Origin of the sequence: Rheinheimera oceanensis (assembly GCF_018831085.1) — a bacterium.
GTDB classification, from domain to species: domain Bacteria; phylum Pseudomonadota; class Gammaproteobacteria; order Enterobacterales; family Alteromonadaceae; genus Alishewanella; species Alishewanella oceanensis.
Genome location: NZ_JAGPNM010000001.1, coordinates 688,494 through 711,018, shown reverse-complemented (window position 1 = coordinate 711,018; position 22,525 = coordinate 688,494). Strand labels below are relative to the sequence as shown.

At 50.9% G+C, this 22,525-nt stretch carries 24 protein-coding genes; 13 read left to right on the top strand and 11 right to left on the bottom strand.

The genetic code is table 11. The annotated features are described in order from the left end of the window. Window positions 1-123: 123 nt before the first annotated feature. From rpoZ to J3B89_RS03295, 3 genes are all read right to left on the bottom strand, one after another. Window positions 124-399, bottom strand: coding sequence for a DNA-directed RNA polymerase subunit omega (gene rpoZ / locus J3B89_RS03305; protein ID WP_215396067.1), 276 nt, complete (start codon window positions 397-399; stop codon window positions 124-126). A gap of 45 nt (window positions 400-444) precedes the next feature. Next, entirely contained in the window at window positions 445-1,077 is a 633-nt protein-coding gene (gmk, locus tag J3B89_RS03300; RefSeq protein WP_215396066.1) for a guanylate kinase, read from the bottom strand. Window positions 1,078-1,350: 273 nt separating this feature from the next. Continuing rightward, window positions 1,351-1,836: a DUF4442 domain-containing protein gene (locus J3B89_RS03295; protein WP_215396065.1), complete on the bottom strand. Its 486-nt coding sequence runs from the start codon at window positions 1,834-1,836 to the stop codon at window positions 1,351-1,353. A 230-nt stretch (window positions 1,837-2,066) separates the two neighbouring features. On the opposite strand from J3B89_RS03295, the gene J3B89_RS03290 reads away from it, so the two are divergent. The 4 genes from J3B89_RS03290 to J3B89_RS03275 all read left to right on the top strand — a co-directional run bounded on the left by J3B89_RS03290 (window position 2,067) and on the right by J3B89_RS03275 (window position 7,309). Continuing rightward, complete coding sequence (locus J3B89_RS03290; protein WP_349814181.1) at window positions 2,067-4,976, top strand: diguanylate cyclase; 2,910 nt, start codon at window positions 2,067-2,069, stop codon at window positions 4,974-4,976. 108 nt (window positions 4,977-5,084) lie between these two features. After that, complete coding sequence (locus J3B89_RS03285; protein ID WP_215396064.1) at window positions 5,085-6,545, top strand: aminoacyl-histidine dipeptidase; 1,461 nt, start codon at window positions 5,085-5,087, stop codon at window positions 6,543-6,545. 253 nt (window positions 6,546-6,798) lie between these two features. Further along, a complete protein-coding gene (locus tag J3B89_RS03280) occupies window positions 6,799-7,053 on the top strand; it encodes a type II toxin-antitoxin system Phd/YefM family antitoxin (protein ID WP_215396063.1) in 255 nt (84 codons plus the stop codon). Continuing rightward, complete coding sequence (locus tag J3B89_RS03275) at window positions 7,046-7,309, top strand: Txe/YoeB family addiction module toxin (RefSeq protein ID WP_215396062.1); 264 nt, start codon at window positions 7,046-7,048, stop codon at window positions 7,307-7,309. The genes J3B89_RS03280 and J3B89_RS03275 overlap by 8 nt, the downstream gene beginning before the upstream one ends. Here the strand turns inward: J3B89_RS03275 and J3B89_RS03270 are convergent. Continuing rightward, window positions 7,303-8,241: a DMT family transporter gene (locus J3B89_RS03270; protein ID WP_215396061.1), complete on the bottom strand. Its 939-nt coding sequence runs from the start codon at window positions 8,239-8,241 to the stop codon at window positions 7,303-7,305. The genes J3B89_RS03275 and J3B89_RS03270 overlap by 7 nt on opposite strands. Window positions 8,242-8,321: 80 nt before the next feature. Here J3B89_RS03270 and J3B89_RS03265 point away from each other — a divergent pair, with 80 nt between their 5' ends. Continuing rightward, a complete protein-coding gene (locus J3B89_RS03265; RefSeq protein WP_215396060.1) occupies window positions 8,322-9,230 on the top strand; it encodes a LysR family transcriptional regulator in 909 nt (302 codons plus the stop codon). Here the strand turns inward: J3B89_RS03265 and J3B89_RS03260 are convergent, their stop codons facing one another. Next, complete coding sequence (locus tag J3B89_RS03260; RefSeq protein ID WP_215396059.1) at window positions 9,231-10,154, bottom strand: M14 family metallopeptidase; 924 nt, start codon at window positions 10,152-10,154, stop codon at window positions 9,231-9,233. Between the two features lie 196 nt (window positions 10,155-10,350). Between J3B89_RS03260 and J3B89_RS03255 the strand changes: the two genes are divergently transcribed. Genes J3B89_RS03255 through J3B89_RS03245 form a run of 3 tightly spaced genes read left to right on the top strand, consistent with a single transcriptional unit; the run spans window position 10,351 to window position 12,966 of the window. After that, window positions 10,351-10,842 (top strand): MarR family winged helix-turn-helix transcriptional regulator, encoded by a 492-nt coding sequence (locus J3B89_RS03255; RefSeq protein ID WP_215396058.1) that lies wholly within the window; start codon window positions 10,351-10,353, stop codon window positions 10,840-10,842. Continuing rightward, on the top strand, window positions 10,839-11,903 hold the full coding sequence (locus J3B89_RS03250; protein ID WP_215396057.1) for an HlyD family secretion protein: 1,065 nt from the start codon (window positions 10,839-10,841) through the stop codon (window positions 11,901-11,903). The genes J3B89_RS03255 and J3B89_RS03250 overlap by 4 nt, the downstream gene beginning before the upstream one ends. A 10-nt stretch (window positions 11,904-11,913) precedes the next feature. Then, on the top strand, window positions 11,914-12,966 hold the full coding sequence (locus tag J3B89_RS03245) for a DUF2955 domain-containing protein (RefSeq protein WP_215396056.1): 1,053 nt from the start codon (window positions 11,914-11,916) through the stop codon (window positions 12,964-12,966). Between the two features lie 67 nt (window positions 12,967-13,033). Here the strand turns inward: J3B89_RS03245 and J3B89_RS03240 are convergent, their stop codons facing one another. Further along, entirely contained in the window at window positions 13,034-14,047 is a 1,014-nt protein-coding gene (locus J3B89_RS03240) for an alpha/beta hydrolase (RefSeq protein ID WP_215396055.1), read from the bottom strand. A 79-nt stretch (window positions 14,048-14,126) separates the two neighbouring features. Continuing rightward, window positions 14,127-14,918, bottom strand: coding sequence for an alpha/beta fold hydrolase (locus J3B89_RS03235; protein ID WP_215396054.1), 792 nt, complete (start codon window positions 14,916-14,918; stop codon window positions 14,127-14,129). Between the two features lie 173 nt (window positions 14,919-15,091). Here J3B89_RS03235 and J3B89_RS03230 point away from each other — a divergent pair, with 173 nt between their 5' ends. Next, window positions 15,092-15,907: an AraC family transcriptional regulator gene (locus J3B89_RS03230; protein ID WP_215396053.1), complete on the top strand. Its 816-nt coding sequence runs from the start codon at window positions 15,092-15,094 to the stop codon at window positions 15,905-15,907. Between the two features lie 13 nt (window positions 15,908-15,920). Here J3B89_RS03230 and J3B89_RS03225 read toward each other — a convergent pair whose 3' ends face one another. Then, complete coding sequence (locus tag J3B89_RS03225; protein WP_215396052.1) at window positions 15,921-16,379, bottom strand: SRPBCC family protein; 459 nt, start codon at window positions 16,377-16,379, stop codon at window positions 15,921-15,923. A 160-nt stretch (window positions 16,380-16,539) separates the two neighbouring features. Here J3B89_RS03225 and J3B89_RS03220 point away from each other — a divergent pair, with 160 nt between their 5' ends. The 3 genes from J3B89_RS03220 to J3B89_RS03210 all read left to right on the top strand — a co-directional run bounded on the left by J3B89_RS03220 (window position 16,540) and on the right by J3B89_RS03210 (window position 17,886). Beyond that, window positions 16,540-16,770 carry a ribbon-helix-helix domain-containing protein gene (locus J3B89_RS03220; protein WP_215396051.1) on the top strand — a complete coding sequence of 77 codons (231 nt, stop codon included), beginning with the start codon at window positions 16,540-16,542 and terminating at the stop codon, window positions 16,768-16,770. Then, the gene (locus tag J3B89_RS03215) at window positions 16,767-17,165 is read left to right on the top strand and encodes a type II toxin-antitoxin system VapC family toxin (RefSeq protein ID WP_215396050.1); all 399 of its coding nucleotides are present in this window, start codon (window positions 16,767-16,769) and stop codon (window positions 17,163-17,165) included. The genes J3B89_RS03220 and J3B89_RS03215 overlap by 4 nt, the downstream gene beginning before the upstream one ends. 97 nt (window positions 17,166-17,262) lie before the next feature. Continuing rightward, the gene (locus J3B89_RS03210) at window positions 17,263-17,886 is read left to right on the top strand and encodes a LysE family translocator (protein ID WP_215396049.1); all 624 of its coding nucleotides are present in this window, start codon (window positions 17,263-17,265) and stop codon (window positions 17,884-17,886) included. 10 nt (window positions 17,887-17,896) lie between these two features. Here the strand turns inward: J3B89_RS03210 and J3B89_RS03205 are convergent, their stop codons facing one another. Continuing rightward, window positions 17,897-18,508 (bottom strand): DUF502 domain-containing protein, encoded by a 612-nt coding sequence (locus J3B89_RS03205; RefSeq protein ID WP_215396048.1) that lies wholly within the window; start codon window positions 18,506-18,508, stop codon window positions 17,897-17,899. A gap of 85 nt (window positions 18,509-18,593) precedes the next feature. Further along, a complete protein-coding gene (locus J3B89_RS03200) occupies window positions 18,594-19,010 on the bottom strand; it encodes an Rrf2 family transcriptional regulator (RefSeq protein WP_215396047.1) in 417 nt (138 codons plus the stop codon). Between the two features lie 174 nt (window positions 19,011-19,184). Between J3B89_RS03200 and J3B89_RS03195 the strand changes: the two genes are divergently transcribed. After that, window positions 19,185-20,084 carry an NAD(P)/FAD-dependent oxidoreductase gene (locus J3B89_RS03195; protein WP_215396046.1) on the top strand — a complete coding sequence of 300 codons (900 nt, stop codon included), beginning with the start codon at window positions 19,185-19,187 and terminating at the stop codon, window positions 20,082-20,084. Between the two features lie 25 nt (window positions 20,085-20,109). Here the strand turns inward: J3B89_RS03195 and J3B89_RS03190 are convergent, their stop codons facing one another. After that, a complete protein-coding gene (locus J3B89_RS03190) occupies window positions 20,110-22,491 on the bottom strand; it encodes a fatty acid cis/trans isomerase (RefSeq protein WP_215396045.1) in 2,382 nt (793 codons plus the stop codon). Between the last annotated feature and the right edge of the window lie 34 nt (window positions 22,492-22,525).

Sequence of the window (22,525 nt, the reverse complement as noted above, 5' to 3'; positions counted from 1 at the left end):
GTGCTCCCAAACTGCGACAGCAAATAAAACACGCCGTTAAGCGCGGGATTTATTATGAATATACGTCTATTTATCACAGTTGCCAACGGCTAAACGCCGCTGGCCTGCATACGGCGAGGGATTTTAGTGGTCTGAACCGATAATCGCAGCTACGGCTGCCATTTCTGACGCTTCCTGCTGGATCTGATCGCGACGCTCTTGCTCATCCAGAACTGAATTGGTGATAAAGCCTTTTTCAATTTCGCGCAGGGCAATTACGGTTGGCTTATCGTTTTCGATATCTACCAGCGGCTCTTTCCCTTCAACAGCTAACTGACGGGCACGACGTGCGGCCACCAGGATTAAGTCAAAACGGTTACCAATTTTATCTACTGCATCTTGAACAGTTACACGTGCCATTTACCACTCCAGTGTTCGGGCCATCACAAGACCGCATAGTTTACGCTAATTTGCTGTTTTCGCCAACAGTTGCTTAAGCAACGGGCTATGTTTGCTGGCCTGGCTGCCGTAGCTATTACGCTGTGCCAGCACAATGCGCTCAAACTCGGCTAAAGCAGTGTCAAAGTTATCGTTAATAATCAGGTACTCGTACTCGTTAGCATGGCTCATTTCGTTGCGTGCCTGTGCCATACGTTTGGCGATAACTTCTGGTGAATCCTGCCCACGCTGGTTTAACCGTTGTTCCAGCTCAGTAAGGCTGGGCGGCAGAATAAAAATACCTTTAGCTGACGGTGCCTGCTGGCGGATTTGCCGTGCCCCCTGCCAGTCTATATCCAGAAAAACGTCTATACCCTGGCTTAGGCTGGTGCGAATAGTGCTTTTTGAGGTGCCATAGTAGTTACCAAACACTTCGGCCCACTCTAAAAACTCATCCTGTGCAATCAGTGCTTTAAACTGATCTACGCTGATAAAATGATAGTGCACGCCATCCTGCTCACCCGGACGTGGCGCACGGGTGGTGTGTGATACGCTAACCTGCATATCGCTGTGGTTTTTTAACAGCGCCTGGATCAGGCTGGATTTACCGGCGCCGCTTGGCGCCGAAATAATAAACAGATTACCGGCAAGTTCCTGCATGGGGTTGACGCCTGAAAATGAAAGAATGCGGATTTTAGACGCTGTTGGCTGTTGCTGCAAATAAGATGAGATTGTTTAGCAAGGAGTCGGTGTACCCTAAATCAACCGTTGCAGGCCAGGATGCTGACAAATTCGCCTGGAGCGAATTTGAACAGCTCTGCTGGTCCGCCAGGATAAGCTTCATGGATGAAGCTTATAATCGAGCCCCCAGGGATGGGTTTACGGCGTGTTGATGTGGGTATACCGGCTCCGGGAGCCCCAGAGCTGGAACGGTTAATTCTTTTGCTTTTTAGCTTTAACCGATAACGTCAGCGTAAAAGTTGCCATCGGCTCGTCACCATGTAAAGTCGGGCAGGTAACCACCACCGACACCGGCTTGTTAATACGCTCGCCTGTGGCTAACGATTCATCAATCATGGCGTCAATAATATCACCATCATGGCTGGTAAAGTGCACGGTTGCTTCCGGCCGTTTTAAAAACTGGCCCTGCACATCTTTAAAGGCAAAATTAGCATTTACGCCACGCGCTTTGGCTTTGCTAAACACTAAAAAAGCGCCGGCTAAATCAGCACCTATAGCCAAAGCGCCAAAATAAATACTGCCTAAATGGTTCTTAGTGCGCCAACTATGCGGCATGATAACTTCCAGCGTTTTGCTGTTCATACGTACAATTTTCGGCGAACAAAAGCCAATCAGCGGAATATAACGCCAGGCAAATAATTTTAAACCCCAGTTGGCTTTGCGCAGGGAAATAGCCATAGCATGGCTCCTGTATTGAAATTTGGCTTGAGCTTACACTGGTATGACCATTGCTGCAACCTGACCGTTAATGCTGTAAAAAATACCATTCGTCAGGTTTCTGTGGTGGGCTTTAAAGCAAGCTATAGTAAAGTCGGATTGAAATTAACTTTTTGCAGGTAGCGGATATTAATAAAGTGCGTTGGTGTCATCTGGTGTTACTTTTTTCCCTTTTACCAAGTTGCCTGAGTGTGCCACAGGCAACAGCTTTGGTGCTGACACAGGATGATTACTTATACCGTATCTGGTCGGTAGAAGCGGGTTTACCACAAATTTCAGTTACAGCAATAGCACAAGATGCCCAGGGTTTTATCTGGCTGGGTACGCAAAACGGCCTGGCCCGTTTTGATGGCCTTAATTTCAAAGTATACAACACCGCCAATACGCCGACGTTACCCTCTAACCTGATTTCAGCGCTGCATATAGATGCACAGCAACGGCTATGGGTTGGCACTGTTAATGGCCTGGTGCGGTTGCAGCAACATGAGTTCAGCCGTTTGGATCAACAACAGGATGCTCTGGGGGCGGTAAGCAGTTTTGCTGAGCTGGCAGATGGCACAGTGCTGATAGGCGCAACGCAGTTATTTCGCTGGCATGAGCAATTAAAACAATTACAGCCGGTAGTTGAACACCATGGCCAGGTATTTCAGCTGCATCAGCAGCATGACACGGTATGGATTGGCGCACTAAACGGTTTTGCCACGCTGAATGCTGATGGGTACCAGTGGCATCCGGCACCTGAGCAGGTGTCGGCTTTGCAAATTTCTGAAATTGCCGTGCAGGGCGCAAATGTGTATCTGGGCTCGAATATGGGCTTGTTCAGCTGGCAGAATAAACAGTGGCAAAAGCTAACCTTACCGGGGCAGCCAACGGATACCCGCATAGAATTACTCTACCGGGATCCACAGCAGCGACTATGGGTAACCACCTACGAAAAGCTTTACAACCTGCACAAAGGCGTATTAGTTGAAACTGATTTTGTCAGTGATAAAGATGGCGATTTTGTCTGGGTAGAAAGCATGTTGCAGGACAAGCACGGCAATTTGTGGCTGGGTAGTCATTCTCACGGCTTGAAACGGTTACGCCGCGCATCAACCCAGCGCTTTAGCCGGGCACAGGGTATACCGGATCCTTATGTTTGGGCACTGCTGCCCTGGCAGCAACATTTGCTGACAGGTACCAGTAATGGTTTAGCCTTACTGCAATACGGCCAGTTTCAGCCACTGACTGCCAATCAGTATTTGCCAAACAACTTTGTATATAGCTTGTTGCTGGACACGCAGCAGCGGCTGTGGGTAGGCACCCGCGGCGGTTTAAGCCAACTGGACGGTGTAACGCTGGCCTGGCAGCGTAATTATGATGCTATAGCGCATTTGCTGGTAACCACGTTGGCGCAGGAAGATGAACGTATTTGGGTTGGGACCAACGGTGGTTTGTTCTATTTGCAGCAGGATGAGCTGCAACAGTCTGAGGTGCCAGAAGCCCTGCGCCAGGCTAAAGTACGCATGGTGTATCCCGATAGCCGGCAACGGCTATGGGTTGGCACCGAAAACGGCCTGTATATACGTGATGCCAATGGCTTTAGCCGGGTTGACGATATGCCGTTGTCGGGTAGTTTTGTTAGTACCATCGTAGAATTTGCCGATGGCAATATTCTGGTGGGCGGCCTGGATCAGGGGTTCGTGTTGGGGCAGCCGGGGCAGTGGCAATGGTTTAACCAGCAAAATGGCTTGCCTGGCAGCGGAGCATTGCATGCTGAATTGGTTGGCAATCAATTATTGATCAGCAATTTTCAGGGATTTTACCGTGTAAATTATGCTGGTTTGCTGCAAGGTCGCGTAGAGCAGTTATATATGTTAGTGGACGACCGCAGGCCGGAAGCCGCCACTGATTCACATCGTTGCTGTAATGGTGCCGGCAGTAGCAAAGGTGCAGTGCATCAGGGGCGGGTATGGTATCCAACATTGGACGGCGTGGTATCTCTGCCGCTGCAGCAACTCATTCAGCATGGCCCTTTGCCTGAACCTGTACTGGAAAGTTTAATTGCCGATGAACAGTATTATCGCAATAGCGAAGCCCGGCTGGCACCAGAGCAGCGCGACTGGCATTTCCGCTTTACCGCACCTTACTATGTGCAGGCGTCATCAGTGCAGTTTCGCTATCAGTTGCAAGGTTACGACGCCCACTGGATTGATGCTGGCAACCGGCGGGAGGCGTTTTACACCAACCTGCCACCCGGCCATTACAGCTTTAATGTGCAGGTACGGGTGGCGGCCGATTACCGCTGGAGTGACGCAGTAACCATGGATATACGCCTAACGCCTTACTGGCACGAAACCGCCTGGGCGCGTGGTGTATTAGCTGTGTTGTTTATATTGTTGTTGTGGGGGCTGTATCGTTGGCGTTTACTGGCATTGGCCCGCTCGCAGCGCCAGTTAGCCAAACTGGTAGCTGACCGTACCCGCGAGTTACACCAGGCCAATGAAAAACTGCAGCTGATGAGCATGCAGGATGCGCTTACAGGGCTGCACAACAGGCATTATCTGGACAGTAATATTCAGCAGGTATTAGCGCGTGCCAACCGTCATGCCGAACCACTGATTTGGGTTTTGCTTGATCTGGATTACTTTAAACGCATCAATGACAGCCTGGGCCATCAAACCGGTGACAATATATTAATGGTAGTGGCCGATATTCTGCGGCAGAACAGCCGCAGCTCTGATCACGTTATTCGTTGGGGTGGGGAAGAGTTCTTATTGATCCTCGAACACAGTGAAGATGCCGAGCTCGTGTTACAGCGTATTCAGGATGCGATCCGCCAATACCCCTGGCAGAAAAATATGGCCTTGCAACAGCCGCTAACCTGCTCAATTGGTGCCATTGCGCAGTTAACCGATTGCAACTGGCAACATAGCCTGCGCCTGGCTGATCAGGCGTTGTACTGGGTAAAAGAGCATGGCCGCGATGGTTATCTGTTACTGCTACCTGTCTCAGTTCAGCCTGCCGGCACATCGGCCGATACTACTTCAATAACCAGTTTACTGGCAGCCGGTACACTGCACGCCATCAGTAACAAAGACTTTACTACACAGCACGGCTGATATTTTCGCGTTAGCCGCGACACTGTGAAGCCTGCAGCCCGCTGTGCTAAAATAGCCGCCTTTTCGCCGGTAAGTTTTTTTGCCGCGTCAGTAATACAGGAGCCTGCAGTGTCAGCATTATCAAGTTTATATCCGCAGCCGTTATGGCAATGGTTCGCCCAAATATGTGCCATCCCGCACCCATCCAAGCACGAGCAAGCCTTGAGCCAGCACATACAGGCCTGGGCTCGTGATAAAGGCTTAAGCGTACTGGAAGACAAAGTTGGTAACCTGATCATTAAAAAACCAGCGACAGCCGGTTTTGAAAACCGCAAAACCGCGGTGATCCAGGCGCACCTGGATATGGTGCCGCAGAAAAACGCCGACAAAGTGCATGATTTCACCAAAGACCCTATAGAAGCTTATATTGATGGCGATTGGGTAAAAGCCAACGGTACTACCTTAGGTGCTGACAACGGTATTGGTATGGCTTCGGCACTGGCTATTTTAGGCAGTAGCGATATTAAACACGGCCCGTTGGAAGTGCTGCTGACAATAGACGAAGAAGCCGGTATGACCGGTGCTTTTGGTGTAGAGCCGGGCATGCTGGAAGCCGAAATTCTGATCAATACCGACTCAGAGCAGGAAGGTGAAATTTACATGGGCTGCGCCGGAGGCGTAGACGCTGAATTTACCGTACCAACACAGTGGCAGGTACCTGCAAGCGGCGTAACGGCGTTTACTTTAAGCTTAACCGGGTTAAAAGGCGGCCATTCGGGTGTGAATATTCATTTAGGCCGTGGTAACGCCAATAAACTGCTGGCGCGCTTTTTGGCCGACCAGGCAATAGCTTTGCAACTGGCTGTAGCAGCCTTTAACGGCGGCTCTTTACGTAATGCCATTCCGCGTGAAGCCAGTGTTACTGTAACAGTACCGGCGGCAAAGCTGGCGCTGTTACAACAGGCCGTAGCAGAGTTTGAGGCACTGTTACAGTTGGAACTGGCCGCCGTAGAGCCAGCATTAAAACTAAGCCTGGCCGAAGTAACCACACCGGCGCAGGTATTAACGCCAGCAGCACAAAGCACGCTTATCAATCTGCTAAATGTGTGCCCTAATGGCGTAATGCGCATGAGTGATGAGGTAGCCGGTGTTACCGAAACCTCGCTGAATATGGGTGTGATCACCACCAAAGATAACAGTGTTCAGGTTTTGTGTTTAATCCGCTCGTTAATTGATTCCGGCCGTGAGCAGGTGCAAAGCATGCTTGGCTCACTGGCACAATTAGCTGGCGCAGAAGTGAAATTCAGCGGTGCCTACCCTGGCTGGAAACCCAACCCGGATTCACCGGTAATGGCGATAGTAAACCAAACCTACAAAGACATTTACCACAAAGATCCGGTGATTATGGTTATTCACGCCGGTTTAGAATGTGGCCTGTTTAAAAAACCTTACCCGGATATGGATATGGTATCCATCGGCCCCACTATCCGCTTCCCGCACGGCCCGGATGAAATGGTTAATATCACCACCGTAGGTCAATACTGGCAATTGTTGTTAGCGGTGCTGGAGCGTATTCCGCAGCGTAACTGATAGCACAGGCCGGGCCTGCGAAAACAAGATGCGACCAGAACCCTTTTGCGCACAGCCACAGAGTGTCTGAGTCGCCACGAAAGTGGCGGCGAGTTGCTGTGGCGAGCACAAAAGGCGTTGTGGTGAAAGCATCTTGCTTACCTGTAACTGCTTTACCTGCTCTTGTCTAATGAGATTTTACCTGTGCTATTCTCTGTACAAGTCTGGTGCTTAAGCCTATACTTATGCGGTTAATTGTAAATGTTGAGGCCTTATGAAAGTTGTATCTTTTACCGAAGCCAGAAATAGCTTAAAAGCTGTGCTAGATGCCGTGGTGAATGACGCTGATACCACCGTAATTACGCGGCGCGATGCTGAAGATGCCGTGGTAATGTCGCTGGATTACTACAACAGCCTGATGGAAACAGTGCATTTGCTACGCTCACCGGCTAACGCTGAACATTTGCAGCGCTCTATTGCGCAGTTCAAAGCGGGTAAGGTAACAAACAAAGAGCTGGTGGATGAGTAGTCGTTTATTGTCATGGACAGACGAAGCCTGGCACGATTATCTGTACTGGCAAAGCCAGGATAAAAAGACGCTGAAACGCATTAATAAACTTATTAACGAGGCGAAACGCAGCCCCTTTAACGGCATCGGTAAACCTGAGCCGCTAAAGGAAAATCTGTCGGGTTTCTGGTCGCGCCGTATTGATGACAGCAACCGGCTGGTATATGCGGTGGACGGTAATGCGCTAACCGTTATTTCCTGCCGTTATCATTACTGATTAGCTGGTATTTGTGCAGCGTTACGCTGGCGTATTAGTTTTAATAGCTGCGGCAGCATCAGGCCCAGCAACACAACCGCCATACCGGTAACCTGAACAGATGTAACCTTTTGCCCCATCATCAGCGCTGTTAAAGCCGCGCACACCGGAATTAAGTTGAAAAACAATGCCGCAGTTGCAGAGCCCAGCCGCTGCACTGCATTTAAGAAAAATAAATACCCTATTACAGTGCCAAACACGCCGATATAAACCACTGCCAATATTCCCTGCAGCGGCAGTTGCAGCAGTTCTGTAACCGGATGAATATCGCCCTGTATGCTGTTAAAGCCCAGAATAAAGGCATCGCCTGCTAACATGCTGATTAACGTAAAAGGCAACAGTGGCAACCAGGTGGTCATTTTTTGTGATGCCGTGGTGTAGGCCGACCATAACAGCATAGCGGCGATAATAGTGATGTCGCCGCGGTTAAACTCAAACTGCAGCAGGGCTTGCCAACTGCCTTTGGTAATAACCAGCAATACGCCAGCTAAGCCTATTACCAGGCTGACACTTTGCGAGCGGCTAAGCCACTTGCGTGACAGCGCAGCCACCATTAATGAGGTAACTAAAGGGCTTAATGCCATCACCAGTGCGCCATTAGTGGCTGCAGTATGTTTAACGCCGGTAAACAGCAATAAATTAAAGCCGCCTACACCTATCACGCTGATAAACAGCAACCAGGCGTATTGCTTCACACTCAGTTGCGGCCAGCGCTCACGCTTAACCAGCAGGCACAGCACCAGACATAGCGCGGCGATACTAAAGCGCCATACTACCAGGGAGTTTTGTGACATCTGATCCAGCACCAGTTTTGACACAGGAAACACGCTGCCCCAGCAAAATATACTGATTAACAACAATAAAATAGTAGCGATTGGCGATTGGCGGCTCATAGCATTGCTCTGGCAGTTTAACTTGCCGTATAGTTTATTTGTTTCATAAATAAAATAAATGCCAACTAATAGCAGGTTAAATGCCAAAAATGAAACCTAATTATTCTCTGGATGATATGCGGCTGTTTTGGCTGGTGGCGCAAGCCGGCAGTTTTCGCCAGGCGGCAGAGCAGGTAGGTATTCCGCCGTCTACGCTAAGCCGGCGCATTAATGCGCTGGAACAAGCATTAGGGCTACGCCTGCTGCACCGCGATGCGCATCGTATTAACCTGACCGGTACCGGGCAGCAGTATTTTGAGCGTTGCGGGCCATTGTTTACTGAGCTGAACGACATTTCCGGCGATTTGCATGCTGAAAAGCATGAACCTGCTGGTGCGCTTAGAGTCGCGGTGCCGGTTAATACCATGTACCGCTGGCTGGCAACCGCACTGAATCAGTTTCAGTTACGCTACCCGAAAATTGATTTAGATATTCGTATGTCAAACTGGCTGATTGACGTTGGCGAACAAGCTATCGATTTAGCTATTCGCGTAGGTGAGCCTGCATTGCAAGGCTGGATTGCCCGGCCGCTGACCAATGTGCAATCGTTACTGTGTGCTGCCAGTCAGGCAACGCAGTGGCATCACATTCAGCACCCGTCTGAACTGATTAATTATCCGCTGGTTGTCAGCAACCCGATTAATGTCTGGCGTTTTGAGCATCAGCAGCGCCGCGAGCACGTTGACTTTCGTCCGCAAGGCAATGTCCGGCTGTTTGTTGATGATATGAATATTGCCATGCAGGCAGTTGAGGCCGGCGTAGGTATTGGTTATTTACCGCGCCGGGTAGTGCAGGAGCATATGCAGCAGGGCAGGCTGGTCGCGCTGGCCACAGACTGGCTGGGGCCGCTGCGTAAAACTTATCTGTTATACCGCGATCGAGATAACCAACCGCTGCGGCTGCGTTTGCTTATTGAGCATTTACTGCAGGTTGCCCCGGCAGAGTATTAGTTAATTTTGCTGCAGCAAATATTCCAGTGCACCGGTTACCGCTGCCACCTGGGCCTGAATACACTGCTCCGGCGTGGCGCTTGGGCTGTCAGGGTATACTTCTGTGGTGCTAACCAACGGGGCATCGGTTACGCTGCCACATAAACCTAAGCTGGCTTTGGCATAGTTAATTACACCAAACTGCGCGATCTTCTCGCCAATTAGCTCGCCGTTTTCATCTGCTTCGGCAATATGCGTCACCCTGGCTACGCTGTCGATAATAGCTTTTTGCAGCGCCGGGCAAGGGTGTTCGGCATCATCTACCGTGTAATAACCATCCGGAATATTCCAGTTGTTATTTACTGTGCCATCGCGGGCAGCTTTGGCCGGGCGAAACTCGCTGTTATCTGAATCAGTCGTTTCGTGCAGATCAATATGTAGCGCAAAATGGGTGTTCAGGTGGGCCAGATATTGCCGCACCTGCTGCGCTTCAGTGGCTTTGCCACCGGTGCTAAAGCTGCGGTTCGGATCTATCGCCTCTGGGTTCCAGCGGTTAATGGTTTCATAACCCCAGGGGCTGATACAGGGCAGCACCAATACGTTTACTTTGTTGCTATAAGCTTTGGCCTGGGTTTGTAAAAAACGCAACGCACCATGTACACCACTGGTTTCATAGCCATGTACACCACCGGTAACTAAAATAGTCGGCTTATCGTTTTGCCAGTTGCGGCTTTTTACTGCATACAGCGGGTAGGTTTTGCCGCAAACGTGCTGATAATTCAGCTCGCCGTATTGCTCAACATCAAACTCGTTTTGCAGTGCTGTAATTGCCGGTAGTACATCGTCGAAGAAACTGCGTTTTATCTGTTGTTCGCTAAGCCATTGCGCTTTTTCTGCTGCGCCCCAGGGTTGGCCCACAGTGCCGATATGGTAAATAGTGTTCATGCGTATTCCTGTAATAAAGGCTGCCAGTGGCAGCGTTAAATATGGCGTCACTATAGCATTGAACCTGCAGTGGCAGCCATGTTGCTGCGTTTAACGTAACCCCTGTGCAGTTCAACGCAATAACAAATTAGTTAGCTTGCTAAGTATATTGCTGACCATATAATACTTAGCATGCTAACTAATTGCCGGGCATGTAATGACTGAAATAACCAACCTGACCGAGATGAAAGCCATGCTGAAAGTGCCGTTGGGCAACCAGATAGGCCGGGTGCATCGTTTATGGCGCAGTGCTATTACTGCGTCGGTGCAATCGCTGGGTATGACAGAGGCACGCTGGACAGCGATGTTACACCTGAAAATGTTGGGCGAAGGCGCAACCCAGCAGGCTCTGGCGCAGGAGCTGGGTATAGAAATGCCGTCGCTAAGCCGTACGCTCAGCCAACTGGTAGAGCAGGACATGCTGCAGCGCCAGCCACACCCTACCGATAAAAGAGCGCAGTGCTTGTATTTCACCGCCGCCGGCCAGCATATGTTGGCGCAGTTGATTGAGCGCACGATGCAAATCCGCCAGGCACTGTACCAGGATTTAACCCCGGCTGCGGTACAGCAGTTAATGCAGTCGTTAGATATTATGGAGCGTAACGCCCGTACTTTGCTGCTCGCTACCGCTACAGAGAATAAAGCATGACACCGGATCAGATTTTTAAACGTTGGGTACAGGGGGCTTTAGCGGTATTTGTTATAGCCTTTGTTTATTTTATTTGTGCAGATATCTGGATGCCGCTAAGTACCCAGGCGCGGGTAATGCACCCTGTGGTTGCTATAGCGCCCGATGTAAGCGGCCAGATAACCCAAGTGCTGGTGCAAAACAACCAGCCGGTAAAAGCCGGTGATACGTTGTTTACGCTGGACCAGCGCGCTTACTTATTGGCGATAGACAAAGCCGAATTGGCGCTTGAAGCCGCAAAGCAGGAAAACGCTCAACTGGAGGCCGCTATTGTCGCAGCCCGCGCAAGTGTAACCGCGCATCAGGCCAGTGCCGATGAGCTGGCGCTGGAAGTAAAGCGGCTGGGGCAACTTATTGGCAGCAAAAGTGTATCGCAGCAGTTAGTTGATCAAACCCGGGCCAATTACACCGGCGCACTGGCACAGGTAGAGGCTGCTAAAGCTCAGGTAAATGAGCTGGTGGTGCGCCGTGGTGCTGCCGGTGATGACAACCTGTTGCTGCGCCAGGCTAGCAATAACTTAGCCAATGCCAGGCTAAACCTGCAGTACACTGCAGTGCAGGCCAAAGTAGATGGCGTTATCAGTAACCTGCAATTGCTGCCCGGTAACTATGCTACCGCCGGTAAAGCCCTGGCTGCGCTGGTGGCAGCGAAAGCCGATATTATTGCTGATTTTCGGGAAAAATCGTTGATGAAGGTTAGCGTGGGTACTGCGGCCAGTGTCATGTTTGACAGCCTGCCAGGCCAGGTGTTTGCGGCCACAGTAGCGTCGGTTGATGCCGGGGTAAAAGACGGCCAGTTACCGGCCGATGGCAGCCTGGCTAACCCGGAAAGTTCTGATCGCTGGGTGCGCGATGCCCAGTATCTGCGTTTGCATCTGGCATTAAAGGATAATGATCAGGTGCTGGCAGCTTTGCCAAGCGGCGCACGTGCCACGGTGCAGTTGTATCCGGTAGGTGGCCCGGCCCGCTGGTTGGGGCAGGCGCAGGCGCAGTTTGTCAGCCTGCTGCATTATATCTATTAAGGTAGCGGCTATGTCTTCGCCCCTGAGCATTACGCCACAAAAATTGCAGCTAAGCAGTAACGATCTGCGCCAGTGTTTGCGTATTGCTTTTGCCGGTACTTTGGGTTTTGTGCTGTGTAAGCTAATGGGCTGGAGTTACGGTACTTTTTTTGTCGTTAACCCCATGTTATTGCTGGGGCTGGTACCGGTGCTTAATGCCCATATACTGCGCCAGTTTATTGCCAGTACGCTGTTTGTCAGTATCAGTATTTTGGTATTGCAGGGCCTGTTTGGTGATAAGCCACTGGCGATGACACTTTTGGTTATTTTGCAGTTTGGCTTTTTATTTCGCTGTATGACACGTGGGGTTAATTTTTTGTTTGGCGCCATGACCATGGTGGGTTTATCAATGCAACTGCACTTTGCCAGTTATCCGGCGCCTGTTACCCAGGTCAGCGATATTGTGATGTCTAATCTGGTGGCCGGTGCTGTTACCCTGTTTATTACCTTTTTAATGTATACCCTGTTTCCCGACACTGCACCAAGGCAAGGGCGGCAGCTGCCGGTTAAACCGCTGAGTAACCAGCGCCATGAAGTGATCCTGGCTACCACTGTGGCAACTTTATCGTTTTTGGTGTTTCAAAGCTTTGATCTGGTAGATTCGTTGTCAGCGCAGGTGGCATCGGTGCTGGTATTGTTTCCGCTAAACTGGCACGGTGCCGGTAAAGCAGGCTGGAACCGGGCAATCGGTACTTTAGTGGGCTGTAACGCCGGTTTGCTGATCCAATTGCTGTTGTATAACCATGCCGGAGTGCTGCTGTTTGTCGCGCTGGCAATATGGCTTAGCATCATGCTGTTTGCCCGGCATCATATGTTTGAAGGCGGCCAGGCCGGTGCCGGTTTTGGTGCTATGACCACAATGGGCATTTTATTTGGCCAATATCTTACGCCAGAAAAAGATCTGGTATACAGCGCGCTGTATCGCTTTAGCTCGGTGGCTATTTCGGTGATCTGTACCTTAATTGCCGTGTATCTGATGCACCAGTTACTAAACCGCTTTAGCGCTACGCGGCTGCAAACCTAGCAGTTTATGGGCTGACGGTATAAAACAAAAAGGCCCCGGGAGGGGGCCTTTTCTGCGGGCGGTGGGTTTACTTAAGATGGTCTTTTAACTCGCGGCCTGCCTGATCTAAGGCGTCCTGTACTGCCGGTACGTTACTTAATACATTCAGCAAGCCAAAGTCGTGGATCATACCGTTGTAGCGTACTGAGGTTACGGTGACACCGGCGGCATTCAGGTGGCGGCCATAAGCCTCGCCCTCATCACGCAGTACATCCATTTCTGCCGTTTGAATTAACGCCGGTGGCAACCCCTTTAGCTGCTCTGTTGTAGCACGCAGTGGCGAGGCATAAATATCGTTACGCTGCTCCTGACTGGTGGTGTAGTTATCCCAAAACCACTGCATCATATTACGGGTTAAAAAATGGCCCTCGGCATAAGTTTGATACGAGGTATTGTTAAAGCTGGCGTCGGTTACCGGCCACAGCAGCAACTGGAACTTCAGCGCCGGAGTGCCCTGTTCTTTCGCTTTTAAGGCCACTACCGCGGCCATATTGCCGCCAACGCTATTACCGGCTACCGCTAAACGACTGCCATCCACACCAATCTCTTTACCATGCTCTGCCACCCATTTTGTTGCTGCATAAGCCTGGTTAATTGCTGTTGGGTATTTCGCTTCCGGTGACGGGGTGTAATCTACATACACTGCTACGGCACCAGAGCGCACTACTAAGTCACGAATTAAACGCTCATGCGTGGGGTAATCACCCAACACCCAGCCACCACCGTGGAAGAACATAAAGGCCGGTAAGGTGCCTTTTGCGCCCTTGGGTTTAACAATTACCAGCTTAATGCTCTGGCCATCAACGTTAATGGTTTTTTCGCTAACGTCGGCTGCCGGTAAGGTAGCACCTTGTTGCGCTCCCACCAGCACAGCACGGGCATCGGCGACAGATAACTGTTCCAGTGGTTTACCGCCGCCCTGGGCTAACGCATTTAAAAAGCCCTGGGTCTGAGTTTCAACACCCGGTGAGCCGGCGGCAAACGCATTGCCGATACTTAAGGCTAACAGGCTGGCTGTGACAATAGTGTTTAATGTTTTCATGGTAGTTTCCTTAATTTATTCAGTTAGTTTATGCTCGTTTAGTCTCAATATCGGTTCAGTGTGCCGCAGTTAGCGGCGGTTATTTCGTGGTGGCCGTGGCTGCTTCAACAATCAGCGCGGCGACTTTGTCCGGGTGAGATGTCATCACCACATGAGAAGCATCCGGCACTTCAACGATTTTTTTTGCCTTAGCCCGCTGTGCCATAAATTTCATTGCAACTGCCGGAATATTCTTGTCGGCAGTACCATAAATGGCCCATGACGGTACTGTGTGCCAGGCAGGTTGGCCGGCGGGCTCTGTTAATGCCAATTCAGTAATAGGGCGCTGGGTAGCGGCCATCAGCACGGCGTCGGCCGCCGGTACATCGGCAGCAAACTGCTCGCCGAACTTATCTTGCTGGATGTATAAGTCTTTATTGCCGTCTTTTAGTATCACCGGCGCTGCCAGTGTTGAACCTAAAGTACTGCCGGGGTAACGGCCAGACAATTCCAGTACCGTTTCGCCTTGCTCCGGGGCAAAGGCAGCAACATATACCAGAGCGGTAACATTAGTGTTGTCCTGCACTGCGTTGCTGATCACCGCGCCACCGTACGAGTGGCCAACCAGTACAACCGGGCCGCTGGTTTGTTTTACCAGGCTGGCAACATAGTCGGCGTCGGCAGTTAAACTGCGCAGTGGGTTAGCAACGGCAACCACCGGGTAGCCTTGTTGCTGCAGGTTAGCGGCTACGCCGTTCCAGCTGGACGATTCAGCAAAGGCGCCATGTACCAGCACAACAGTGGGTTTTTCTGCGGCAAAGGCGGCACTGCTTAATGTCAACGCTGTAGTAACAATAGCAGCAGCGATGTGGCGAAATTTGAACTTAGTCATAATGTATTCCTTTTAAGTTAATAGTGTTTTCGTTGGTTAACGTCATGCCTAAAGTGACGTACTGCTTAGCTTCAGCTCATTTGTGAGCGTTGGGAGTATATTAGGCGGTTAACCTTGTCTTTTGGCGCCATATTGTCTAAATTATGCTGCAGATGGTCTAATTGGAGATGGGTATGGACAGGCTTTCAACCTTACTGGCGCAATTTGGTATGCACGCCACAACCTTTTATGCCGGCACTTTTAGTGGTGAACTGGCCTATGGCGCACAGGAGCGTAGTGGCAAGCTGTATTTGTTTAATACCGGCAAGGCACGCTTGCATATAGCAAAGCAGGATATTGTTATCAGCCAGCCCAGCCTGCTGTTTATTCCCCGGCCCTGTAAACACCAGTTAAGTGCGGTGCCGACAGACAATACCCAGCTTGTCGGTGCGGCGGTAAGTTTCGATGGTGGCCTGGATAACCCGTTAACCACGGCTTTACCCGATTATATGTTGCTGCCGGTTAATGAATTACCCATCCTGACCGACAGCGTATTGTGGTTGTTCAGCGAAGCCGCAGAGCAAAACTGCGGTAAAAATGCGGTGTTAAACCGGCTGTTTGAGCTGGTGATGATCCAGTTGCTACGCCATGTTATGGCCAGTAGCAGCATGTCATCCGGTATGATGGCGGGGCTGGCCGATTTACGCTTAGCCCGCGCGGTTACGCTAATGCACGACCAGCCGGCCAAGCCCTGGTCGGTGGCTGAACTGGCCAGCGCGGCCAGTATGTCGCGCGCCAGCTTTGCGGCACAGTTTCATAAAGTAGTAGGCAAAACCCCGGCTGACTACTTACTAAGCTGGCGCGTTAGCCTGACACAAAAGCGCCTGCGCGAAGGCCGGCCTATTGCCTTAATTGCTGATGAAGTGGGCTACGAAAGCCCGTCCGCACTGGCGCGGGCGTTCCGGCGTAAAACCGGTGCCAGCCCCAGAGAGTGGCTGCAACAGCAATAGTGCGGCGTGGCAGTTAGCCGGCGTTTTGATCCGGTATTTCCGGCTCGGTTAAAAATGCCAGCAATTGTAATGACTCCTGCCAGCCGGCATAGCAAAACTCCAGCGGTATTGCCTTGGGTATACCGCTTTGTTCAATATGCAGTTCAGTGCCACACAGTACCGGCTTTAGCCGGATAGTAACCAGCATCTGACCCGGCAGGCTTGGGTCATCAAACTGGTCGTTATAGCGGATCAGCTCGTTTGGTTTTAACTCAAGATAAGTGCCACCAAAGCTGTGGCTCTGGCCGGTATTAAAGTTGGTAAAACTCATTTTATAACCACCACCTACCCTTGCATCCATGCTATGCACCTTGCCGGTAAAACCATGCGGCGGGCACCATTTTGCCAGCGCATCGGCATCTAAAAAAGCGCGGTACAACCGCTCTGGTGTGGTTTTTATAACCCGGTGCAGTGTTACGGTATTGCCTGACATACTTAACCCCCTGTGTTAAACGCATTAGTTTGACGTATCACAGCTTAGTCGAAGCAGCAGGGCAGGATTCGACAGAGGGTGGAAATTTTTTCATGTCAATATTTTGCATTTACGCTCAGTAAAATTATACTTGTACTTATATGTGTTGTTGGAGGGGGCTATGGCGCAAATTACTATTTATCTGGATGACGAATTAATCCAGCAAGTGAAACAATCTGCCGCAGAGGCGAAGGTATCGCAAAGCCAATGGATTGCAGATCTTATCCGACAGCATTGCCATACTGACTGGCCTTTATCTGTGCGGGAGATGGCTGGCAGCTGGCAGGTGTTTCCGCAGCAGGAAGAGATCCGCGCAGAACAAGGCAAAGACATTCCGCGAGAGCCGCTATGAAATATGCGCTGGATACCAACACACTGATTTACTTCTTTAAAGGAATGGGTAAGGTTGAGCAAAAACTTTTAGCAAAGGCCCCAAGCGATATTTTATTACCCGCGGTGGTATTGTTTGAACTTGAAACAGGTATTGCTAAATCGCAGGCCCCGGCTAAAAGACGTGATCAACTTAATGAGCTATTAAAAGTTATTCAAATTATCCCTTTTGATGCCAAAGCAGCCCGTATTGCCGCGGATGTGCGCGCCGATTTGGAACAGCAGGGCCGAATGATAGGCCCGCTGGATAACCTTATTGCTGCCAGCGCAAAAGCTTCAGGGGCAATACTGGTAACGCGCAACGTTAGTGAGTTTTCCCGTGTTGCCGGTCTTGTTGTAGAGAACTGGTTTGAATAATAAAGGTTTCGATCAGGCGCTTAAAAACTCTGCCTAACCCTATTGCTGGCGCTGATACAACCCGCCAGAATAGCGCTACTTTGCTGTTGAGGTGGCTATGGTTAATCTGGCGTTGCTGGGTGCTTTTATTCCGACGTTTTTATTTGTCTCGGTAACTCCGGGTATGTGTATGACACTGGCGATGACATTGGGCATGAGCCAGGGCGTGCGGCGTACCTTTTGGATGATGTGGGGCGAAATGCTGGGTGTGGGCCTGGTGGCTGTGCTGGCTGTATGCGGTGTGGCGGCAATAATGCTGCAGTTTCCGGCTGTGTTTCAGTGGCTTAAAGTTGTTGGTGCCTGCTACCTTAGCTATATTGGCCTGCAAATGTGGCGTGCTAAAGGTAAGCTGGCATTGCCTAAAGCGGGTGAGCTGCCGCCGCTGATGGCGCGGCGTACCTTATTTAGCCAGGGCTTTGTTACTGCGGTGTCGAACCCAAAAGGCTGGGCCTTTCATATGGCGCTGTTACCGCCGTTTATAGATACCCAACTGGCGTTTTGGCCGCAGTTGTTGGTGCTGGTGGCTATTATTTTGCTGCTGGAGTTTTTATCTATGCTGTTATATGCCAGTGGCGGTAAAGCGCTGGCGCTGTTTTTTGGCAAAGCCAACCGGGTGCAGTATTTAAACCGCATTGGCGCCAGCCTGATGTTTGGCGTGGCGCTGTGGATGTTGCTGGGTTAAGCCCGGCGTTTTAACGTATTGATGAGCCCGGCGCTTTAGCACTGCCCAAACCGCCACTGAGTACCAGCTGTAAGGCTTCGGCGGGTTTCATGTCAATATTCCGCGTGCAGCTGCGGGGTATGATAATGGTATAACCGCCAACGTTGTATGCCATCGGAATAAATACCGCCAGCTGCTCTTCCTGCATTAGTGACGACATGCGGTCGTGCGGTTGGCCGCCTTGCTTGGTAACAATGCCAATTAACTCAATTTCAGACGAAGGGAGCTTAACTATCACTACCGAGCCATCGGTAAAGTTTTTGCCTGCCATTACGTCAATAATGTCCTGCAGCATGCCATATACCTGCCTGGTGCCGGGCAGCTTCATTAAAATTTTGCCGGGTACCTGCCACAGCCAGTTAAAGCTTGGCCAGCGCGAACTGTAGCCAATGGCGGTACATACCAGTAAAAAACCCAGTATTGCCATACCCGGCAGGTACCATTCACCCGGTAATACCATTTGCAATACCGGGTTTAATACCGTTTCAACTGTTAACAACAGCCAGCGCAGTAGCTCGATAGTGATAACCAGTGGCAGAACGATTGCCAGGCCTTTAAGTAAACTTTTTACAATAATTTTCATCTGGTTCTTATCAGGTTTTAGTAGTACAGCCAAACAAAGTGCAGGCAGCATAACAGTTATGTAAAGCACTGCGCCAGCAAGGGTATTACCGGGGTATGTAGCCTGCCGCCAGTTTATCCAGAGTTACCTCACCAAAGCGTTGTAGTACCAGCGTTTCTGCTTCCTGTAACACATCATCAATGGCCAGATTTACTGCTTTTTCTATCGGGCAGTTATTGTGCTCATCGGTTAAGCCTATGGTAAATAACGAGCTTTCGCTTAGCGAGCGGTGAATATCCAGTAATGTGATTTCGTGCAGTGGTTTGGCTAAGGTCCAGCCACCGCCATGGCCTTTTACCGCGCTGACATAGCCTTGCTCACGCAGCAATGACATAGTGCGGCGCACCACTACCGGGTTGGTGTGCAGCATTAACGCCAGTTGGTCTGACGTAACGGCTTGTTGCAGCTGATGCAGATGCACCAGTACGTGCAGCATGCGTGATAAACGGCTGTCTTTTCTCATTAGTGACTCTTTAAGCGCTGTAGTGGCGGATATTCTACCGCAGTTTTAAGACACTTTTTATGTTACGAGAGTTGTTTTTGGTTTTTATGTAACTTATGATGTTTCTTAAGGCGGCAGCTTAAGGCATTAGCTGTTTAATCCATCCGCTGTTTAATACAAAAGTGAGGTACTCAAATGATATGGGATGCAATAGTGATAGGCGGCAGCTTTGCCGGGCTTTCGGCGGCTATGCAACTGGCGCGCGGCCAGCGCCGGGTATTGCTGATTGATGCCGGTGAGCCGCGTAACCGTTTTGCGGCGCAGTCGCATGGGTTTTTCGCTGCCGATGGTGCTGAACCCGGCGAGTTGCGCGGCCGCGCCTGGCAACAACTTATAGCCTACCCAACAGTGCAGTTCCGGCAAAGCCGGGTTAGCAGCGCGCAAAAGCTGGCTGACGGCAGTTTTTGTATTAAGGATGAAACTGAGCGGCAATATCAGAGCAAGGTGTTGATCCTGGCCACCGGGCTTACCGACACCTTGCCGGATATACCGGGTTTGGCACCGCGTTGGGGCAAGTCGGTTATTCATTGCCCGTACTGCCACGGTTATGAGTTTCGCAATCAGCCTATTGCTGTTATCGCCACCGGCGAGGCATCAATACATCAGGCGGCTATTTTGCCTGATTGGGGCCCGGTAACCTATTTTAGCCAGGGTAAGTTTATACCCGATGCTGAGCAACTGGCTTTGTTTGAACGCCGTGGTGTAACGCTTGAACACACTGCCGTAACGGCAGTAGCAGGTGAAGGCCCGGATATCAGTTATATGCTGCTGGCAGATCGCCGCCGTGTGCCGGCGCAGGTAGTGTATGTGGCTCCGAAAACCGCTTTTGGCCATACGCTGGCGCAGCAACTGGGCTGCGAGCTGGAGCAGGGACCGGTTGGCGCTTACATTAAAACCGATGCCATGCAGCTAAGCTCGGTAGCCGGTTTATTTGCCGCCGGTGATATGGCAAGCCCGATGCACAATGGCATGCTGGCCGCTGCAGCCGGGGTTAAAGCCGGTGCGGCGGCGCATCGTTATCTGATGCTGGGTTAACTACATTTTTTATGTGCCCAACCGGCTATCTGTTTTCCAGCCGGTTGTAATCCAGCCAGCCGCTGTCTACCGGATATTGGCGCATAAACAGTTGGTTGACCTTATCACTAAACGCCCAAAAATCAGCGGCGGTGCGCCTCACACCGAAATTATCCAGCAGTTTGGCATAATCCTGCTCACTGCTTATTTGCTCTGCCTGTGCTACCAGTTTTGCTAAATCGGCTTCTTTTACCCGCCAGAATGCATTCGGGTAACTGCCCAGCAGGCCGTATACTAAGGTCATATTATCCTGCGCCGGGTTACGGTTTTGCTCTTCGGCAAACAGGCTGTTTACGTTGTAATGCGCGCTGTTGCGGATCAAGGTAAACAGCTCTGGCGTGGAGCCATTTTCCGGTTCGAGCATGATCATGGTTAACTCGGGCAAAATGGCTGCGCCGTGGCCACTGATTTTACCCAGCTGTGTCAGCAATGCCTGGCTGTTGGCAGCAAGCTTGCTGTTATGCAGCTGATAACGCTGCGGTTGTACCTTCGCCAAATGCTGTTGCAATAACTGATACAGTTCAGCTTTAGGGTTGTCGGTGCTATAACGGATACCACTTGGCTGGTGGAAGGGGTTGATATCACCTTCAATAAATTTAGTCAGCTCAGTGCCGGATTTCTGATACCAGTCCCTAAATTCACGCCGCCGTGCATCGGGTGGCAGCAGGGCGAGAAAGTTAGACTCGCCCTCCATGCGCAAAAAGTCCATATACAGCCGTGTCATTAACTGATGACCATAATTACCGTATACGTCAAAACCGGCTACCAGCAGGTAGTGAATGCGTTCCAGCAGGGCGTAATCTATTACCCAGGCGGTTTTCGGTGCCTGGCCCTGCAGGCCTTTTACTACGGTAGCGTTATCAAAGTGACGGAATACTGTCAGGCTGGCATTATGGTTATTGCCATCACCATCCCAGATGCCGCTGGTGGTCAGGTGCTTGCCATCTTTGAAAGCGCTGTTCATAAAATCGCTGCGGGCGCGTAAATAATTACCCTGACGTTTGGCAAAGGCCACCCAACTTAGCGCTGCGGCGGTGCTTTCTTTTTCTGCCGGTAAACGCAAATTATCCTGCTGTGACAAATAAAACGCTTCAACTTCAGCCGCACTGGCCATCTCAGGTGTTACAAAATATACCCAGAAGTGGTCGTTAATTACATTTAACGCTACCTGGCCGCGGCATACCGGGCCTTTGATATAACCCATAATGGTGTTTTCTGCCCGCTCCAGCATAAAACGGTAGCGGGCATTAACCGGCAACTGCGCAAAAGCCGTAAGCGGGTTGGCAGCTACCTCTGGCTGGTAACCCGGTAATTCACTTACCTGATAGTCGGCGTCAACAAACCATTGCTGCCATTTGGCCAGCAAATCAGCGTTAATGTCATAGGGTTGCAGGGTTTTATTTACGATAGTGGCCTGAACCGGTTGCAGCCGGTAATACACCCGGCTTACGCCCGGAGCATCAAAGGGCCGGCGGCTGGCGATAACGTCAACCGGCTTGCCGGGCGGAGTTTTTGAACGTACCAGGTTATAGAACTGTGGAGTATGCTCTGCTGCATGCAATGCACTGAAATATAACTGTGAGGTAAATAAATGCTCGTAAATATAGCGGGCACTAAGTTGCATGTTCAGGTTGTCGGCGTTAAGCCATTGCTCCAGCCTGGTTACTTCGGCCAGCTCGGCGTCTGGCAGCGCGCTGGCCTGTGGCATAACGGCACCGCGTTTTAGCCAGTCAAGTAAAGCGTTGTGTTCTGCTGTGCTTAAACCCGGCAAGCCGTAGGGCATACCGGCATAAGGCTGGCTTTGGGCGTAGCGATCAAATTCTTCAATAGTGGGGCAGCTTTGGTTGCGGTCAAGGCTGAAATCAAAAGGCTTGGGGAGTATGTCGCCCGGCGGCAGCGGGTATTGTTGTTTTAATAACAAAGTGCGTGCCAGTACCGAGGCCTGTGTGTTAGCTTGCGGGCTTTGTTGGCGCTCATTCAGTACCGGAAAAAAGCCACGTTCCCGCCAGGCATCGCTGCCAAAAGCGTCGGTAAATAAACGGTTTGGCGTGGCCGCCAGCAGCCGCGCGCCATCGTATACTTTTTCTTTGTGCGCGCCGCGCTCTATGCCATCGGCGGAGGCCATATTCAACTGGCAGGGCGAGTCATAACAGGCATGACATACCACACAGCGGGCCTCAATAACCGGTTTAACATGCTTGTTGTAATGATCGCTTAGCAGATCATCGCCGGCAGGTACTGCGCGGTTAGTGACTGCAGCCTTGCCATATTGCGCATCTAATTCCCGGCTGGCCAGAGCAGCACAGCCAACACAAACGAGAACTAAAATAATAACCAGGGTTTTGCGTGATTTGGCTGTCAAATGCATGTTGTCTCCGCAGGGCCGCGCTGTTTGGCGGGTA

Coding starts and splice junctions, on each gene's coding strand:
- rpoZ (WP_215396067.1), bottom strand. CDS start 399: ATGGCACGTGTAACTGTTCAAGATGCAGTAGATAAAATTGGTAACCGT.
- gmk (WP_215396066.1), bottom strand. CDS start 1,077: ATGCAGGAACTTGCCGGTAATCTGTTTATTATTTCGGCGCCAAGCGGC.
- J3B89_RS03295 (WP_215396065.1), bottom strand. CDS start 1,836: ATGGCTATTTCCCTGCGCAAAGCCAACTGGGGTTTAAAATTATTTGCC.
- J3B89_RS03280 (WP_215396063.1), top strand. CDS start 6,799: ATGAAAGTTGTATCTTTTACCGAAGCCAGAAATAGCTTAAAAGCTGTG.
- J3B89_RS03275 (WP_215396062.1), top strand. CDS start 7,046: ATGAGTAGTCGTTTATTGTCATGGACAGACGAAGCCTGGCACGATTAT.
- J3B89_RS03270 (WP_215396061.1), bottom strand. CDS start 8,241: ATGAGCCGCCAATCGCCAATCGCTACTATTTTATTGTTGTTAATCAGT.
- J3B89_RS03265 (WP_215396060.1), top strand. CDS start 8,322: ATGCCAAAAATGAAACCTAATTATTCTCTGGATGATATGCGGCTGTTT.
- J3B89_RS03260 (WP_215396059.1), bottom strand. CDS start 10,154: ATGAACACTATTTACCATATCGGCACTGTGGGCCAACCCTGGGGCGCA.
- J3B89_RS03255 (WP_215396058.1), top strand. CDS start 10,351: ATGACTGAAATAACCAACCTGACCGAGATGAAAGCCATGCTGAAAGTG.
- J3B89_RS03250 (WP_215396057.1), top strand. CDS start 10,839: ATGACACCGGATCAGATTTTTAAACGTTGGGTACAGGGGGCTTTAGCG.
- J3B89_RS03245 (WP_215396056.1), top strand. CDS start 11,914: ATGTCTTCGCCCCTGAGCATTACGCCACAAAAATTGCAGCTAAGCAGT.
- J3B89_RS03240 (WP_215396055.1), bottom strand. CDS start 14,047: ATGAAAACATTAAACACTATTGTCACAGCCAGCCTGTTAGCCTTAAGT.
- J3B89_RS03235 (WP_215396054.1), bottom strand. CDS start 14,918: ATGACTAAGTTCAAATTTCGCCACATCGCTGCTGCTATTGTTACTACA.
- J3B89_RS03230 (WP_215396053.1), top strand. CDS start 15,092: ATGGACAGGCTTTCAACCTTACTGGCGCAATTTGGTATGCACGCCACA.
- J3B89_RS03225 (WP_215396052.1), bottom strand. CDS start 16,379: ATGTCAGGCAATACCGTAACACTGCACCGGGTTATAAAAACCACACCA.
- J3B89_RS03220 (WP_215396051.1), top strand. CDS start 16,540: ATGGCGCAAATTACTATTTATCTGGATGACGAATTAATCCAGCAAGTG.
- J3B89_RS03215 (WP_215396050.1), top strand. CDS start 16,767: ATGAAATATGCGCTGGATACCAACACACTGATTTACTTCTTTAAAGGA.
- J3B89_RS03210 (WP_215396049.1), top strand. CDS start 17,263: ATGGTTAATCTGGCGTTGCTGGGTGCTTTTATTCCGACGTTTTTATTT.
- J3B89_RS03205 (WP_215396048.1), bottom strand. CDS start 18,508: ATGAAAATTATTGTAAAAAGTTTACTTAAAGGCCTGGCAATCGTTCTG.
- J3B89_RS03200 (WP_215396047.1), bottom strand. CDS start 19,010: ATGAGAAAAGACAGCCGTTTATCACGCATGCTGCACGTACTGGTGCAT.
- J3B89_RS03195 (WP_215396046.1), top strand. CDS start 19,185: ATGATATGGGATGCAATAGTGATAGGCGGCAGCTTTGCCGGGCTTTCG.
- J3B89_RS03190 (WP_215396045.1), bottom strand. CDS start 22,491: ATGCATTTGACAGCCAAATCACGCAAAACCCTGGTTATTATTTTAGTT.